Source organism: Lysinibacillus sp. RC79, from assembly GCF_041262405.1.
Classification (GTDB): domain Bacteria; phylum Bacillota; class Bacilli; order Bacillales_A; family Planococcaceae; genus Lysinibacillus.
This window is the reverse complement of sequence record NZ_JBGCCD010000025.1, coordinates 35,564-52,137: the sequence shown is the minus strand read 5'-3', so window position 1 is coordinate 52,137 and position 16,574 is coordinate 35,564. Positions and strand designations below refer to the sequence as shown.

The 16,574-nt window shown below is 34.7% G+C and carries 13 protein-coding genes; 11 read left to right on the top strand and 2 right to left on the bottom strand.

What is annotated here, in order from left to right; all coding sequences use genetic code 11:
- The first annotated feature begins 8 nt into the window (after positions 1-8).
- From ABH968_RS19875 to ABH968_RS19840, 8 genes are all read left to right on the top strand, one after another.
- Entirely contained in the window at positions 9-1,274 is a 1,266-nt protein-coding gene (locus ABH968_RS19875; protein WP_370046765.1) for a mannitol dehydrogenase family protein, read from the top strand.
- Entirely contained in the window at positions 1,262-2,269 is a 1,008-nt protein-coding gene (locus ABH968_RS19870; RefSeq protein ID WP_370046763.1) for a zinc-binding alcohol dehydrogenase family protein, read from the top strand. Before ABH968_RS19875 ends, ABH968_RS19870 begins: the two co-directional genes overlap by 13 nt.
- A gap of 14 nt (positions 2,270-2,283) precedes the next feature.
- Positions 2,284-3,282 (top strand): ureidoglycolate dehydrogenase, encoded by a 999-nt coding sequence (allD, locus tag ABH968_RS19865; protein ID WP_370046761.1) that lies wholly within the window; start codon positions 2,284-2,286, stop codon positions 3,280-3,282.
- Positions 3,283-3,357: 75 nt separating this feature from the next.
- Positions 3,358-4,356 (top strand): LacI family DNA-binding transcriptional regulator, encoded by a 999-nt coding sequence (locus tag ABH968_RS19860; protein WP_370046759.1) that lies wholly within the window; start codon positions 3,358-3,360, stop codon positions 4,354-4,356.
- Between the two features lie 707 nt (positions 4,357-5,063).
- Positions 5,064-5,750 carry a response regulator transcription factor gene (locus tag ABH968_RS19855; protein ID WP_370046757.1) on the top strand — a complete coding sequence of 229 codons (687 nt, stop codon included), beginning with the start codon at positions 5,064-5,066 and terminating at the stop codon, positions 5,748-5,750.
- Entirely contained in the window at positions 5,747-7,012 is a 1,266-nt protein-coding gene (locus ABH968_RS19850) for a sensor histidine kinase (protein WP_370046755.1), read from the top strand. The genes ABH968_RS19855 and ABH968_RS19850 overlap by 4 nt, the downstream gene beginning before the upstream one ends.
- Positions 7,013-7,152: 140 nt before the next feature.
- Complete coding sequence (locus tag ABH968_RS19845) at positions 7,153-7,914, top strand: ABC transporter ATP-binding protein (protein WP_370046753.1); 762 nt, start codon at positions 7,153-7,155, stop codon at positions 7,912-7,914.
- 10 nt (positions 7,915-7,924) lie between these two features.
- Positions 7,925-10,252 carry an ABC transporter permease gene (locus ABH968_RS19840; RefSeq protein WP_370046804.1) on the top strand — a complete coding sequence of 776 codons (2,328 nt, stop codon included), beginning with the start codon at positions 7,925-7,927 and terminating at the stop codon, positions 10,250-10,252.
- 891 nt (positions 10,253-11,143) lie between these two features.
- On the opposite strand, the gene ABH968_RS19835 is transcribed toward ABH968_RS19840, so the two are convergent.
- A complete protein-coding gene (locus tag ABH968_RS19835) occupies positions 11,144-12,040 on the bottom strand; it encodes a PhzF family phenazine biosynthesis protein (RefSeq protein ID WP_370046751.1) in 897 nt (298 codons plus the stop codon).
- Positions 12,041-12,469: 429 nt separating this feature from the next.
- Between ABH968_RS19835 and speD the strand changes: the two genes are divergently transcribed.
- Positions 12,470-13,975, top strand: coding sequence for an adenosylmethionine decarboxylase (gene speD / locus ABH968_RS19830; protein ID WP_370046749.1), 1,506 nt, complete (start codon positions 12,470-12,472; stop codon positions 13,973-13,975).
- Positions 13,976-14,374: 399 nt separating this feature from the next.
- Here the strand turns inward: speD and ABH968_RS19825 are convergent, their stop codons facing one another.
- Complete coding sequence (locus tag ABH968_RS19825) at positions 14,375-14,851, bottom strand: GNAT family N-acetyltransferase (protein ID WP_370046747.1); 477 nt, start codon at positions 14,849-14,851, stop codon at positions 14,375-14,377.
- Positions 14,852-15,249: 398 nt separating this feature from the next.
- Here ABH968_RS19825 and ABH968_RS19820 point away from each other — a divergent pair, with 398 nt between their 5' ends.
- Both ABH968_RS19820 and ABH968_RS19815 read left to right on the top strand, forming a co-directional pair.
- A complete protein-coding gene (locus ABH968_RS19820) occupies positions 15,250-15,747 on the top strand; it encodes an RNA polymerase sigma factor (RefSeq protein ID WP_370046745.1) in 498 nt (165 codons plus the stop codon).
- Positions 15,737-16,396, top strand: coding sequence for a zf-HC2 domain-containing protein (locus ABH968_RS19815; protein WP_370046743.1), 660 nt, complete (start codon positions 15,737-15,739; stop codon positions 16,394-16,396). The genes ABH968_RS19820 and ABH968_RS19815 overlap by 11 nt, the downstream gene beginning before the upstream one ends.
- Positions 16,397-16,574: the final 178 nt, after the last annotated feature.

The window sequence follows — 16,574 nt, the reverse complement described above, 5'->3', positions numbered from 1 at the left end:
GAAATAAGATGAAGCATCCTATTAAAATTATGCAAATAGGTGACGGAAATTTTGTGAGAGGCTTTTTTGACTTGGCAATTGAAAAACTACAAGTCCCTTTTAGTATCGTTTCAGTCGCCGCAACAGAAAGAGGAAAAACGGTAAAGCAGTTAGAAGAACAACAGTTACAATTTACAGTGAAGGAACGTGGGTTAAAAGATGGTGAGGTTGTAGAAGAAGAAACTATCGTTAAAGCTATTCAAGATACCATTAATCCGTATGAAAACTGGCATAAATTTTTACAATATGCACAATCGGAAACATTGGAAATGATTGTTTCTAATACGACTGAGGCAGGAATTTATTACGAGAATATCCCTTATCCTACTGCCTGTCCAACAAGCTATGCAGCAAAATTAACGGTATTCCTAAAACATTATTACGATCATTTTCAAGGTGAAAAACAATTGGCTATCGTACCCCTTGAATTGATTGAACAAAATGGTAAAACATTAAAAAATATATGTCTGCAACATGCCAAAGACTGGGCTTTCCCTACAGCATTTCTTGAATGGCTTGCTACTTTAGCCTTTTGTAATACACTAGTAGACCGTATCGTAACGGGTTATCCGCTAGATTATAAGGGGAAAGATGCCTTATATACAGTTTGTGAACCCTATTTTTTATTTGTGATTGATCAGAAAGAACCGTTTAAACATTGGCCAACAAGTCTTGAATTACCTTTTGTCTTTGATGATTTAGACATGTATCGCAAACGCAAGGTCGCCATTTTAAATGGTAGTCACATTTTACTTTCTGCATTTGGCAAGATTTATAACTATAAAACTGTGAGAGAAGCATTTTCTAATGCGGGTATTCGAGCCTTTATTGAAAAAGTAACAAATGATTTTACACAACGATTCCAAGTAGATGAAGACTATCAGCAAGATGTTTTTGAACGTTTTTTAAATCCATTTATCGAGCATCACTTATATGACATTCAATTAAATGAGTTATCAAAGTGGCAAGCACGTATTGCACCATATGCTGAAACGGAAATATATTATCAAGCTTTAGCAATAGGTATGTTTGCAATGAATCCAACACGCTTTTCAATGCGCGAATCTGATAATGTTATAGAAAAATTGACAGATATTCATGAACAATTTGAGCAAGGACAAGCAGAACAAATGCAACAATTTATCGAGCAATATTTCCAGTGTGATGCAACAGAAGTTATTAAACAATTATCAACAATCAATAGATTATTGGAGGGAATAGCATGCGACAATTGATTATTAATGAACCGTTTCAAATGATACAACGTGAGATAGACAAGCCAAGTATTGAAAAAAGCCATGATGTTCTTTTAAAGATCACACATATTGGCATATGTGGAACAGATACACATGCTTTTGCAGGTGAACAGCCATTCTTTAGCTACCCACGTGTTTTAGGCCATGAACTGGCAGCTATTGTGGAAGAAGTCGGAGAAGCAGTTAAAGATATTCAAGTAGGGGATCGTGCAACAGTTATTCCGTACATCTATTGTGGCGAATGTGTTGCATGTCGTCGAGGTCAAACGAACTGCTGTAAATCACTGAAAGTATTAGGCGTACATATGGATGGTGGTATGGGTGAGTATATCGTAGTCGATGAAAGTATTGTGATTACTAATAACGCAGTGTCAGGAGATCAATTAGCCATTGTTGAACCTTTAGCTATCGGTGCTCACGCGGTACGTCGTTCAGTGCTAACAGAGAATGATACGGTACTTGTTATTGGTGCAGGTCCAATCGGGTTAGGAGCGGCACGCTTTGCTAAATTACGTGGAGCAAAAACGATTTTAATGGACTTGAATGAGGAACGTTTAAAAGAAGGTCAGGGATGGTCGAAAGCGGATGACGTGATTGTTGTAAATAATGAAGTAATGGCTCAGCTTCATGAAAAATTTAATGGTGAATTGCCAACAGTTGTATTTGATGCAACAGGCAATCAACAATCAATGGAATCTTCGTTCCAGTACGTAGAAAATAGCGGAACATTAGTGTTTATTGGCTTAATGAAGAAGACGATTACATTTAACGATCCTGAATTTCATTCAAAAGAGTTAACATTAAAAAGTAGTCGTAATGCAACATTAGAAGATTTTAAGACAGTCATGGACTATATGCAATCAGGAGACATAAAGAAAGGCTATGTAACGAAAAAAATCGCATTTGATGAAGTGATTTCTTACTTTGAGACAAAACAATACAACACGAATAAAGCACAAATCTATTTTAAGTAATGAGGAGGATTTCAATGAATATGTCCGTACCGGCATTAAAAAAATTAGTTATCCAAAAGTTTACAGTTCAAGGTGTTGACACAGAAACAGCTGCACAAGTAGCAGATGTTTTGATTTATGCAGATTTACGTGGTGTAAGTTCTCATGGTGTAATGCGTGTGGAGCATTATATAACACGTTTGAAAGCAGGCGGAATTACGAAAAATCCAAATTTTTCAGTCGAAAAACGGGGCACAAATCATCTTATTTATAAAGGGGATAATGGTTTCGGGCATGTCATTTGTAAAGAAGCAATGGATGAAACGATTAAAATAGCTAAAGAGCATGGCTCATGTACAACAATTATTCAAGAAAGTAGCCATTGCGGAGCTCTCGGATATTTTCTTGAACAAGCAACAAGTGAAAATCTAATTGCTATTATGTGTTCTCAAACAGACTCAGCAGTTGTACCTTTTGGTGGAAAAGAGCCGTATTTTGGAACAAATCCAGTAGCATTCGGTTTTCCAACAAACGACAAACCTATCATTCTGGACATGGCAACAAGCAATGTAGCATTCGGAAAAATTTTATATGCACGTGAAAAAGGTGAGACGATTCCGAATACATGGGGAGTTGACGCACAAGGGACACCAACCACAGACCCTCACCAAGTAAAATCTTTAACACCGTTTGCAGGACCAAAAGGATATGGTATGGCACTAGTAGTAGACGTACTCTCTGGAATTTTAGCAAGTGCAGCTTTTGGTCCGCACATTTCAAAAATGTATGGTGATTACGAACAAAAACGTAATCTAGGACAATATTTATATGTATTAGATCCAAATATTTTTGGTGATGTTAACCAATTCAAGGCAAGTGTCTCACAAATGATTCATGAATTACATGATGCTCCAACAGCACCAAATTTTGACCAAGTACTTGTTCCTGGTGAGATTGAACAAAAACGTAGTGCAGATACAATAGAAAAGGGTATTGATTTACCCGAACAAGTGTATAAATATTTGAATAGTTAATTTAACTAATAAAATATGTTATGCTACATAATACCAAGGAGAGTTTTCATATTTATAGGTAGGAGATTGATTTTAGTGAAAAAAACAACAATTGCCGATGTTGCGCAATATGCAAATGTTTCCAATAGCACCGTATCGCAATATATGAATAAGCGATATGAATATATGAGTGTAGAAACGCGTAAAAAAATTGAAGAAGCTATTGAAGCATTGCAATATCGTCCTAACTTGATGGCTCGTAGTTTAAAACAGAAAACCACCTTTACTATTGGTATTATTGTAGCGAATATTATCCATGATTTTTCTACAAAAATTATTAATGCACTTGAAGCAGAGTTTGATAAAGAAGGCTTCCATATGATTGTCTGTAACTCTGCGGATAATCCAAAAAAAGAGAAAAAACATATCGAAACTTTACTTGAAAAACAAGTAGATGGCTTGATTGTTTTCCCAACAGGAGAGAATAAGAATCTGTATGTAAGACTTCATCAACAAACAATGCCAATCGTTTTTATCGACCGTTTTCTAGAAGGAGTAGACATTCCTGCTGTTCTGCTTGATAATTTTTCTGCAATGGATATGGCAGTTGAAATGTTTCGAAAACAACCTTTGGCCATTGTAACAACATCTTTAACATTACCGATTACTCCTCGTGTCGAACGTTTAGAAGGATTTCGACAAGCTTTAAGAAATAGAAACCTCTTTATTGATGAACGCTATATAAAAAATGGCGAGCCTGCTGAAATGGAAGAGATTTTCAATCAATTATTTGCATTGGAACAACCACCAAAAGGAATAATTGCGGCAAATGATCGTATTTTTCAAGAATTAATGATTTATATAAAAAAGCGAAATTTGCACGTACCTAACGATATACAAGTGATAGCGGTTGATGATGTGCCATATGCAAAATTTATAAATCCTTCTATCACAACATTGGAACAACCTATTCTACCAATGGCTCAAAAATCGGCTTCACTTCTCTTAGCAAAAATCAAAAAAGAACATATAGCCAATGATCAAAAATTATATCGCTTTAAGCCGATATTAATTCAACGAGATTCGACTAACTAAAAAAGGCAATCCTAAAGCTATAGAAAATAGCCAGGGGTAGCTTTTTTTAGTTGTACCGATAAAAGGCACATACATTCTTCTTAGTAAAAATTAGTACACATAGGAACAATGCAAGGAGCTATTGGTATCTCGGTTCCGATTATTAATGCGTCAAATGATGCGACAGTAGCGGTATTAAGTTTTGCTGTATTCTTAATGAGCAGAGGTGCGAAGCTGTGGTACTGCTGTAATATTCGAAACCCTTGGAAATGCTTATTAATGCATTTTCAAGGGTTGTTTTAATATTGAAATTAATATTTCAGTGAAAATTTCGATGTGTTGTAGGCAAATAAAATTATAATCAGGTGGAAGTACAATAATCCATGGAGAAAATTGTGATATCTAGTTCTGCTTAAGTGGAATTGAATTTTAAAAATGCTAGTGGGGCTTTCATTTTCTTACGTCTCCGTGACCCAAGTTTTTTATCCAAGGAAGGACTGTTGCCTTGTTCTCATTCAATACCTTGCCCTTTTTTTACTGTTGTAATTCTAAATTACTACAAAAAATTCAAGTTAAACAGATTGAATAGCGGTATTATAAGTATTTTATGATTTATATTTTGATAAATATGGAGGGAATTCAAAAATTTATACGTAGTTATTGAACTTAATGTATACTATAGATATCCTGTTAAACAAGTAGGAAAGTCTTTTTCTAGGAGAATTACGATGAAATTAGATTGTTTAATTGTTGATGATGAGATCGCTTTAGCTGAAACAACTTGTGAATATTTTAATATGTTTGAAGTCAAAACGGCTTTTGTGGCAAGTGCAGAGGAGTGCGAGTTATTTTTGGAAGAACATGAACCATCATTGATTCTTCTAGACATCAATCTCGGTAGCGAATCGGGGTTTGATTTATGTAAAAAATTGCGTAAAACTACGCAGATTCCGATTTTATTTATAAGTGCTCGTTCCAGCGATGACGACGTTCTAATCGCACTTAACATAGGTGGGGACGATTACATTCAAAAACCATATACACTAAGCATATTATTAGCAAAAGTAAAAGCAGTACTCAAAAGATATGGCAGTGGTTCTAACCAACAAGAGGTTTTAGAGTTTGGTCAAATTCAAATTGATACAAAACTTCATCGTGTTCGGGTAAAGGGTAATGATATTCGTCTAAAAACGATGGAATATAAGCTTCTGTATTATTTGGTGAATAATAAAAACCGTATCATTACTAAAGATGAATTGTTTCAAAATGTATGGGGAGATTCTTTTGTAGGGGATGGGACACTAAATGTACATATTCGGCATTTACGTGAGAAAATTGAAGAAAATCCGAAGGACCCGCAATTTATAAAAACGATATGGGGAACAGGATATGTGTTAGAGGACACTAAGCAATGAGAATAAAATTGCTTAGTGTCCTGCTTCTGGTTATTTTTGTTGCAGGAATTACTTTCCCAATAATTATGATTAACAATAAAAATATTTCAGAAGTGAATATTGTAGCCATTAATGAATTAGTTAAAACGGTCGAAAAAAATTGGGGACAAATTAATAATGAAACATTTAATAACAGCGGCTTTCAACAACCACTTATGATTATAGATAATTTAGAAAATGTAATTTATCAAACACCGGGTATTCAGTTTATTAATATATATGACGCCATCAAAAATAGGGATTCGATTATTGATGTGAAGCAAAATGATGAGGTCGTAGGGAAAATTATTATCCGCAATAACGATCATGAAATAGTGCAAAAAATGAAAAAGGAACTGGTTACATCTTTCAGTTTAATAGTTGGTTTAGTAATGATTGTTATTATTATTTACAATGTCTATATTTACAGAACGTTATTGAAACCTTTTATGCAGCTTAAACATTTCGCTACGAATGTTGCTAGAGGTAATCTAGATATTCCTTTAAATATGGATAAAAATAATTATTTTGGTGCATTCACGGAAAGTTTTGATTTATTACGTGAAGAACTCTATGCGTCTCGTCAAAGAGAGTATGAATCCAACCGTAGTAAGAAAGAGCTTGTGGCCACATTAAGTCATGATATTAAGACGCCTGTTGCTTCAATAAAGGCAGTTAGTGAATTGATGCTTCTGCAGGCAAAGGATGAAAAGGTCATTAAGCAAGTGAATACAATCTATTCGAAAGCAGAGCAAATTGACTTACTTGTTACAGATATGTTTCATGCCACTTTAGAAGAATTGCAACAGTTACAGATAACGGTAACCGAAGAATCGAGCGAGGTACTTGTTGAAATGATTGAAAATGTAAATTATGACAATCAGATCGTCTATGATTCAATTCCACGATGTATTATTTTAACGGATTCTGTACGTATGCAGCAGGTAATAGACAATATTATCAGTAATTCATATAAATATGCAGGAACTAAGGTCACTATTAAGTCACAAATAAAGCAGGGTTATCTTGAACTCCACATCATGGACTTAGGGTCAGGAATTAGCGAAGAAGAATTGCCTCTACTGTTCAATAAATATTATCGAGGAACAAATATCGGAGGCAAGAATGGTTCAGGACTTGGTCTCTATATATCGAAGTATTTCATGGAAAATATGTATGGCCAGATTAGCTGTTACAATGGGCATGATGGCTTTACCGTAGTATTGAAAATCAAGCTTGCATGATAATTAAGGATTAGTTAATAATTGCACAAAGATTTAATAAGAATTCATTTTGTATGATAAGACTGTAATCTTCATTACGGTCTTTTTTCTTTGATTTGCAAATTCAAACATGAGCTTAATAAAGGGAGAGTGCTAAAAACATGACAAAGACGATTATCAAAACGGAGAAGCTGTGTAAAACCTTTTCGAGCGGTGGAATTCAACAGCATGTATTAAAAAATCTAGATATCAGTTTAATAGAAGGGGATTTTACAATCATAATGGGTAGTTCAGGGTCTGGGAAGTCCACTCTACTTTACGCAATGAGTGGAATGGATAAACCGACATTAGGCGAAATCGATTTTGCTGGTAAAAATTTAGCTAAATTAAATAACGACCAACTGGCGATATTTAGAAGGAATAATTGTGGCTTTGTATTCCAACAAATTTATTTACTGGATAATATGAGCGTACTCGATAATATCCTGGCAAGTGGTCTTTTAGTAAATAAGAATAAGCGTGAACTCGTAAAAAAAGCGAAAGAACTATTAATACAAGTAGGGATCAATGAAAACGCATGGTCTAAATTTCCGACACAGCTTTCTGGTGGTGAGGCTCAACGAGTTGGGATTGTTCGAGCATTAATTAACAATCCGAGAATACTTTTTGCCGATGAACCAACTGGTGCATTAAACTCTGCATCTAGTGATAGTGTGTTAGATGTTTTAACAAATGTAAATCGAAATGGGCAAAGCATAGTCATGGTCACTCATGATATGAAAACAGCATTGCGTGGAAACCGAATTTTATATTTGCAAGATGGCGTAATTTGCGGTGACTTGCAGTTAGGCGCGTTCAGTGAGGAAGAGAATTTCGAGCGTCATGAAAAGCTCGGGGCTTTCCTTGCAGAAATGGGGTGGTAAGGTGAAAATCATGAATCTAGCCCTAGCTAATATTAGAAGAAGTAAATCTGCAACAGCTTCCTTATTTACATTTATTTTAGTTGCTGCGCTACTTCTGAATATAGGTCTAATGGTCATTACTCAAATCAATACATTTTTTGATAGTAAAGCGGAACAATTAAAAGATCCTCACGCAATAATTATGATGGATTATGCAAGTTATAATTCAAGCTATGGAGAATTTATAACGAAATATCCAGGGGTGACAGAGTCAGAAACAGAAGAAATTATCAATATGGACATTGCCAAATTTAATTTTGGTGATAATGAATTAGCTAGTCGTACCGCTATTTTTAATGCGGATGATCATCGTAATATCGGGGCGTTGAAGTTGGTTGAAAAACTAAACACTTCAAGTGCAAATGATATTTTTATTCCTTACACTTTTAAAACAAATGGTGGTTATGAGTTAGGTGAAGATTTTACCATCACATATCAAAACAAGGACTATAAGTATCGAATTGCTGGATTCTTTGAAACAACAATGATGGGTACGACCAACATTGGATTCATGAAATTCATGCTACCAGCAATTGCTTATCAAACGTTAGCTGATGAACTAGACAAAGGATTGATCATATCTGCAGTGATGGAAGACAAAACACAATCTACAAAGTTAGTAAATGATTTTATTAAGGAGTTTCCTCAATCAACAGTAGGTGAGCCGACTTCATCTATTGGGACGTTAGATATTGAGATGGTGAAAAGTGTGAGCACGTTAACCATTAACATCATAGCTATGATTTTAGTAGCTTTTGCAGCCATTATCGTGCTTGTTTCACTAATTGTCATTAAGTATCGTGTATCAAATAGCATTGAAGACGGGATGACGAATATAGGAGTACTTAAAGCAATTGGTTATACAAGTAGACAAATTCTATCGTCAATTATTTTACAGTTTGTTTTAATTGCTTTTAGTGCAAGTGTTGTAGGGGTTGCATTGTCATATTGTCTTATGCCTATCATAGGAAGCATTATTTCATCTCTATCTGGATTAATATGGTATCAGGGTTTCAATATGATTATTAATTTAACCAATATATTCATTATTGCTTTTTGTGTTGTAATTGTTGCATTAATTTCCGCCTTCCGTGTTCGAAAAATTCAACCTATTATGGCACTTCGAGGAGGTATTCAAACGCACAGTTTTAGAAAAAATTATTTTCCATTGGAGAATACGGGAGGAGGGCTTCATTTTTTACTTGCAATTAAATCGATGCTGTCAAATGTAAAACAAAACATCATGATACTTTTAATTATTGTTGCATTAACATTCGCATCAGTTTTTTCAGTGGTGCTTTTTTACAACATTGCTTCAGACAAAACCGCATTCGTTAACTTATTTGGCGTAGAACCGGCAAATGTGATGATATCTGTTAGGCAAGATGCAGATACAACAGAACTTTTGAGTCACATTAAACAAATGGACCATGTAAGTAAGGTAAATATTTTTGATTTTATTACAACAAAAATTGATAATCAAACTGTAAATACGAATGTTACGGATAATTATAATCAGTTAGAAAATAATATTGTCTACGAAGGCCGTCAGCCAAAATATGATAATGAAATATCCATCTCCTGGGTTGTATCAAATCAAATTAATAAAGGAATTGGCGATACGGTTGAAGTAGAATATGGGACTAAAACAGCTAGTTTTCTAGTAACTGGCCTCAGCCAATCAATCGGCAATTTAGGGCAAATAGCCTCATTAACGATGGATGGAATTCAGCGATTACAGTCAGATTATAAAGGTACGACCCTTTATGTATATCTAGATGGTATATCAAACCAAAACTTTATTGAAAACGTTCACGAACAGTACGGAGATTATATAGTAGAAACGATAGACATAGATAAAAATGTAGAGAGCCAAACAGGTATGTATACAGCTGCAGTGTTTGCAGTTATGATAATGGTTCTGACAATTACCGTTCTAGTTGTTGTAATGATTCTGTATCTGATCATCAAAACGATGATTATTAAGCGTAAGAAAGAGTTTGGCGTAATGAAAGCAATAGGCTACTCAACAATTCAATTGATGCATCAAATTTCCATCAGCTTTGTGCCCGTGATAATTACTGGAGTGGCCATTGGTGGTGTACTAGGATATTTTTATACGAACCCTATGCTTTCTGTATTACTTTCAAGTGCAGGGGTGAAACGTTTAGACTTTATCGTTCATTTACCGATTATTCTAATGCTATGTGTAGGCATTCTTATTTTAGCCTACATTGTCTCAATGTTCGTATCCTTAAAAATTAAGAAGGTTTCTGCTTACGGTTTAATTTCAGAATAATTATGCATAGTTTAGTATTAAAAATAGGCTAGATTCCAATGAAATAGAAACCGAGACTATATAATTAAACCCACCAGCACCCATGTGTTGCCACATAAACTTACCACAGGAGGAATGTGTGAATAGATGCTAACATTTTGTTAACGCAATCCAGTGAAAAATGATAAATTTCCTTTTTATATTACTCACCAAGAGGCTGGGACAAAACTGGCTAGAGCCTTAAAAGCACTAGAAATCAATTTTTGACGTTGATTTCTAGCGCTTTTCTTTTGTGGATATTTTATAATTTTGCTTTATAAAAATACCTAACAGACAAAATGACAAATAAAGATATGGGGGGTCTCAGGATCAATCTAACCTACGAAAAAATATACGCAATGCTTTAAAAAGATTTACTGGTAAATGATGGGTGATCGTCTTATTGTTAAACCTATAATTAGTTTAGCGATAGTTTGAACATAGTTTTATTAAAGGGAGGATTAGCTTTGTATTTATACCACATAGTGTTTGAAGAAGATGATGATAGATATGCAATGTTACCGCTCGGTTTAAACTTCTTACGGAGCGGAAGTACGAGAGTTTCACGAGAACTTGCCAAATAGAGGGGTGATTGGATAAAAATATTATGTAAAACTACATGAAAGAACTTTAAAGAATCCAATTAGAGCATCCAAAAGAGAATGTAATCCGTTCACATTTCAATGAAAATTTCTTCTTTAAATAGCCGATTGTCAAAACCGTCTATTCGTAATGACAATCCTATGTCTAGGCTCAAATTCCTTATATCTTGATGCCATCAGTAAGGGGCGAACAGAAAAAATCACCGATAACATGACGAGTGATTTTTGAAAATCATATCTATAAAAAAGTCTCAAATTCAAGCTGATGTGTTTAGATAGTTAAGATACCTCGAATTGTGATGGTAGCTGCTCCTGCAACTTTGATGACTGGTTTTAATTCATTCGGAATAACAGTCACATAAAGCGTTCCAGATCTTCCTATCGCATCTCCTTGAGCGATTTTAAGATGTGTTATGTCACCTTGAGGAATAACGCCTTCTAAATAGAGGAAGCCCGCTAATGCACCATTTGCTGCACCAGTTACAGGATCTTCAGGTATGCCAATCCCTGGTGCAAAATCTCTTGTATATAGTTCATATTCTTTCAAATTAGTAAAAGTATAAAGATGTGTCGTACTGATATTATGTTCTTTATTATGTTTCGCTAACGCTGCTAAGTCTGGCACTGCATTGTCGATATCGATTTGATCTTTTATTGGAACGAGTAAATGCCAGACACCAGTATTCGCTAGTTTGATTGGGTAGGTTAAATCAATGCTTTTGGAATTGACGCCGATTAGTCGACTAAGCTCCGTAAGGTCAATATCGATATCTTGTGTTTTTGGCGTTACCTGCGTCATTTCCACATTAATAACTTTTCCATTCTCCTTATGCCATACAACAGGTACTCTACCAATATTCGTTTCTAGCGCTATACCTTCCTTTTTCTCAGCAAGACCAAACTCAGTCGCCAAAAGCCATGTTAACCCAACAGTTGCATGTCCGCAAAAGTTGATTTCTTCAGTGGGAGTAAAATATTTTACTTTATAATCAATATCTTCATTATTGGAAGGTAGTAAAAATACGCTTTCCGGCAAATTTAATTCTTTTGCGATACTTTGCATCTCATCTTCGGATAATTTTTCAGCATCTAGCACGACGCCAGCAGTATTACCGCCAAATTTTTCTGTTGTAAATGCATCTACATGATAAACTCTAATATCTCTCATCTTTTTAACTCCTTTCTAACTTTTATTGTTCCCTCCATACTAATACACTTAATGAAACCCTCATTTAGATTGGTTAGTTACTGTAAACCATACCATAATACAATATTTTAATGGAATATTACACTATAAAAGCGATGATTTACTAAAACTTGCGAAATTTTCATATCTATTATATAGTAAAAATACTATTTTATTAAAGGGTGAACTTTTTGTTAATTGTAGAATTCTAATCTGAATCAACGTTATAGCTTAATTTTGTCAAACAAACCACCTGTATAAAGGTGTTATTTGTTGTGCAAAAAAGCAAGATTAGAATTAGTTAGCTTCGCATAAACATTTAGCGCGACTAGTTTTAGTCGCGCTTTTTCTATTCGTTGATTTAGACAATTTTAATTTTTTACTTATTAAAATTGAGAGGACGAATCTACAATGCAAAAACAATTACAACAAATTACAGCTGATATGCAGCTTGAAGAACAGTATCACACATTAGAAAAAGCTCTACTTGCTTTATATTTCCATAAAAATTGTACAACTAAATCTTTAGCTCATACGACAGGCTTACCAATACCTATCGTTTCAGCAATGAAGAAAGAATTTGCTAAGCAAGGCTGGGGTAAACATAGCTTAACGAAAAAAGGCCAGCTAGCTATCTCGCAATATTTTCAACTCTCAGGTGCTGATGTTGAACTTTACCTTCAATTAACGACAGATCAGGCATTTCGGATGGAATGGATTACACAACATATAAGCGAATTAAGCACTATTTATGATGCTAGACCCATAGCTGACGTGGCAATTGATCAAGCCAAATGTACCGTTGAGACAGCCTTAAAACGTGCATTGCTCGCACTAGACTATACGATGCTACTTAATAAGCGCATTTTATGTTTAGGCGATGATGATTTCATCAGTATTGCATTAGCGTTTTTACTAAAGAAAATCGCTCCATATTCTACAACTGAAATTATTGTGTTAGATATTGATAGACGAGTTTTAGGTACGATTAGCAAAATAGCTAAAGACTATGAGCTTCCGATTAAAACAGATTATTATAACGTTCAGGAGCCTTTGCCAAAAACATACGCTCACCAGTTTGATTGCGTATACACAGATACACCGTATACCTTGATTGGCGCACAGCTTTTTTTATCACGTGCGATTAACGCATTAAAGCCAGAAGCAATGCGACATGTGTTTTTTTCCTACGCTAAACGTAGCTATCAAAAGCAGTGGCACCTACAGCAAAGCTTACATGCTATGGGCTTCGTGATTGACAGTATTCAATACGACATAAACACCTATGAAGGTGCGCAGATTTTAGGTGCTACAAGCCAATTATTCGTATTACAAACAACAGGGCAAATGACTTCCTACATTCCTAATCAGCGTAAATTTACACGACCAATTTATACAGGAGAAATTGAGCGGAAATCCGTCGTTTATCAGTGTATCCATTGTCAGCACTCACTTACAGTCGGAGCTGGCTATCAATACAGCACGATTGCTCAACTTCAAGCCAGTGGTTGCCCAGATTGCAAAAATAACAAGTTTTCACAAATGAAGAGAACAGTACAAAAATCACAATCCAAGCATGCATTAGGGCATCATATTTTATTAGAGTTGCACGATTGCAATGACGCATTACTCAATGACATACAACAAATTAAAAAGATTATGTGTCAAGCGGCCCATAAAGCAAAGGCAACAATTGTGACCGAACATTTCCATCATTTTTCACCTTACGGGGTTAGCGGTGTAGTCATTATTCAAGAATCACATTTAACGATTCATACATGGCCAGAGTACGGTTATGCGGCAATAGATGTTTTCACTTGTAACAGTAAATTAGCTCTACAAGACGCTGTTCAATATATTACTGAGCAATTTAATGCGGGAAATGCCACACAACATTACCTGCATCGGGGCAAATAGAAAAAATGGAGGGGATGTCCCAAAAGCCCTTAAAATGAAACAGGAAAAGAAAAACAAATTGTTTTCTTCTCCTGTTTTTGTATTTTTACTTGATTGAAGCGAAAGAAACTGAGGGACAGCGATGATGTTACCAGAGCACTTTAAGAAGTGGAAGCAAGAGGTTAGACTTGGAGTGACAATGCCAATTGATGATTACCTTGATTTCAGTCTATCTGTTTATAGCCATGAAAAATAAATCACAACTTGGGGCTTATTTATTTTAATATCGAATTTCGATTGTCTATTTAATTTTGTAGGTTCAAACTCCTTGCATCATGGCTGCCCACATGTAAAGCGAAGGACAGAAAAAAATCACCCATATAATGCCGAGTGATTTTTGAAAATCCATTTCTAGAATTATTAGATGTTTAGGTTCATAACAATTTGCTCGCCAATACGGCCAATTCTTCTTTCCCCGTTATCGACAAAGCCAACTTTTAAATACAAATTTTGGGCGGGAATATTTTTATGATTAACGACCAAAACTACTTCATTACATTTTTTAAATTCTCTCTTAATAAATTCAGACAATACTAACATCCCTTTTTTAGCATACCCGTTTCCTTGTTGTTTATGGTCAATAGATAATGCAGTAAGCAGCATAGCATTTGGATTATTAGAGTATTCTTTTACTCTTTCTGTTGCGTGCAGGACAAAAAATCCTACAGGCACACTGTCACTCAAAATAACAATCGGATACTGTCCAACCATTTCTATAGAAATCTCATTTGGAAGGGCAGTAAATTGACTTTGTTCTTCCGGAAGCTCAAAGTCATTCAATATATCCACATACTCTTCTGAGAAATGCACTAATTCAATGGTGTTTGTTTTTTGCATAGAATAGCCTCCTTTTTATATCATTTTAATACAAGAACAAACGTTCGTCAATGAGCTTGGTTTATAAATGGTGAATAATGAAAGAAATGATGCCAGCTAGAAGCAATAATTGAGCGGATGTGATAGAACAATGAGGAGGAAAGGGGTCACTAGACGACAGTAATCCTCGGTGTCAATATAGGAGATTATCATTATTAATCAGCAGGCGTGATATTCATTAGAAGAAATGATGGATATTTCAACTCCCCACAATAAAAATGATTAAGGCACAAAAAATGAATAAAGAAAAAAATAAAAAATTGTTGTAACGAATCAACAAATTTCTGGATATATAGATGATTGGCTTTCAAAAGACTTGATTCAGAATAGCAAAATTCTCATTAGAAAGGAGGTAAATCGTGGATAAAGAAAGTATATATCAAGAATATGGGGATTTTATTTTTAGGTATTTATTAACCCTGACAAATGATGGTCAATTTGCTGAAGAATTAACGCAAGAGACGTTCTATCAAGCCATTAAGTCCATTGACAACTTTCATAATAACGGAAAAGCAAAATTTTCAACGTGGTTATGTTCAATCGCGAAAAACGTGTGGTTACAAGAAATGAATCGCGAAAAAAACAAGCACCAGTTAGTGAACTCACTAAGTGATGAAACTCCTATATTTTATAATTTAGAAGATGAATATTTTAGAAATGAAGACAAAATTAATTTTTATAAAAAAGCTCAACAACTGAGTGAGATAAACCGTGAAATACTTTATCTCAGATTATTAGGTGATTTATCTTTTAAAGAGATTGGCTCCATTTTGGGAGGAACAGAAAACTGGGCAAGAGTAACATTTTATCGTGCAAAACAACAAATCAGAAAAGGTGGGGAAAATTATGAATCATAGCGTTTTTAGAGATTTAGTCCCGAGCTACATAGAAAATTTAACAAGCGAAGAGACAAATAAACAAATAGAAAAACATATGGAACAATGTGAGGATTGCCGACAGTATGTAAAGGAAATGCAGGAAAACCTGTTGGTAGAACGTACTCATGAGCAAAAAAAGGAGGATAAAAATATCGATTATTTTAAAAAGGTGCGATCAAAAAACAGGAAAAAGATTTTCATTATTGTAGGATCACTACTATCCATTTTCCTTATTATATCCATTGGTTGTTTCTTCCTCTTTGCCCACATGTGGATAGCAGATGAAAAGGGCATACAAACAACCGTCCAACAACAAGGTACAACAGTTACGTTGTCCTTTCAAACGAAAAATGACAATCGTTATCTTTTATCGATGAAACATTGGGGGCAGAAGTATATCTATGAGATCACTATTTATGAAAAGTGGAATGATTTTTCAGAACCAGCCAGGACTTTAAAAGATGGAAGTAATGTCACGTTTACATTTTTAGATGAAAATACATTATTACTGGACAATGGTGAAGAAAAGAAACTGACAGACGAAGACAAAATACTCATTCAATATAAAAATAGTACGGAAGAGATACTATTAAAGGATTTATACGATCCAGAAAATAAAAGAAAATGATATGAACATGAATAAGAAAAGAATAGTTGCTACATTCATCCTAGATTATTCACCGACCAATAGAGAATCCCGCAGAAAAGCTAGCAAGTCAACTTTTCTGCGGGATTCTCTTTTCACTTAAAGTATTCTAATTTTTTCATAACGGACGGTAGAAATACTAGCTGTGAAACCATTGTTA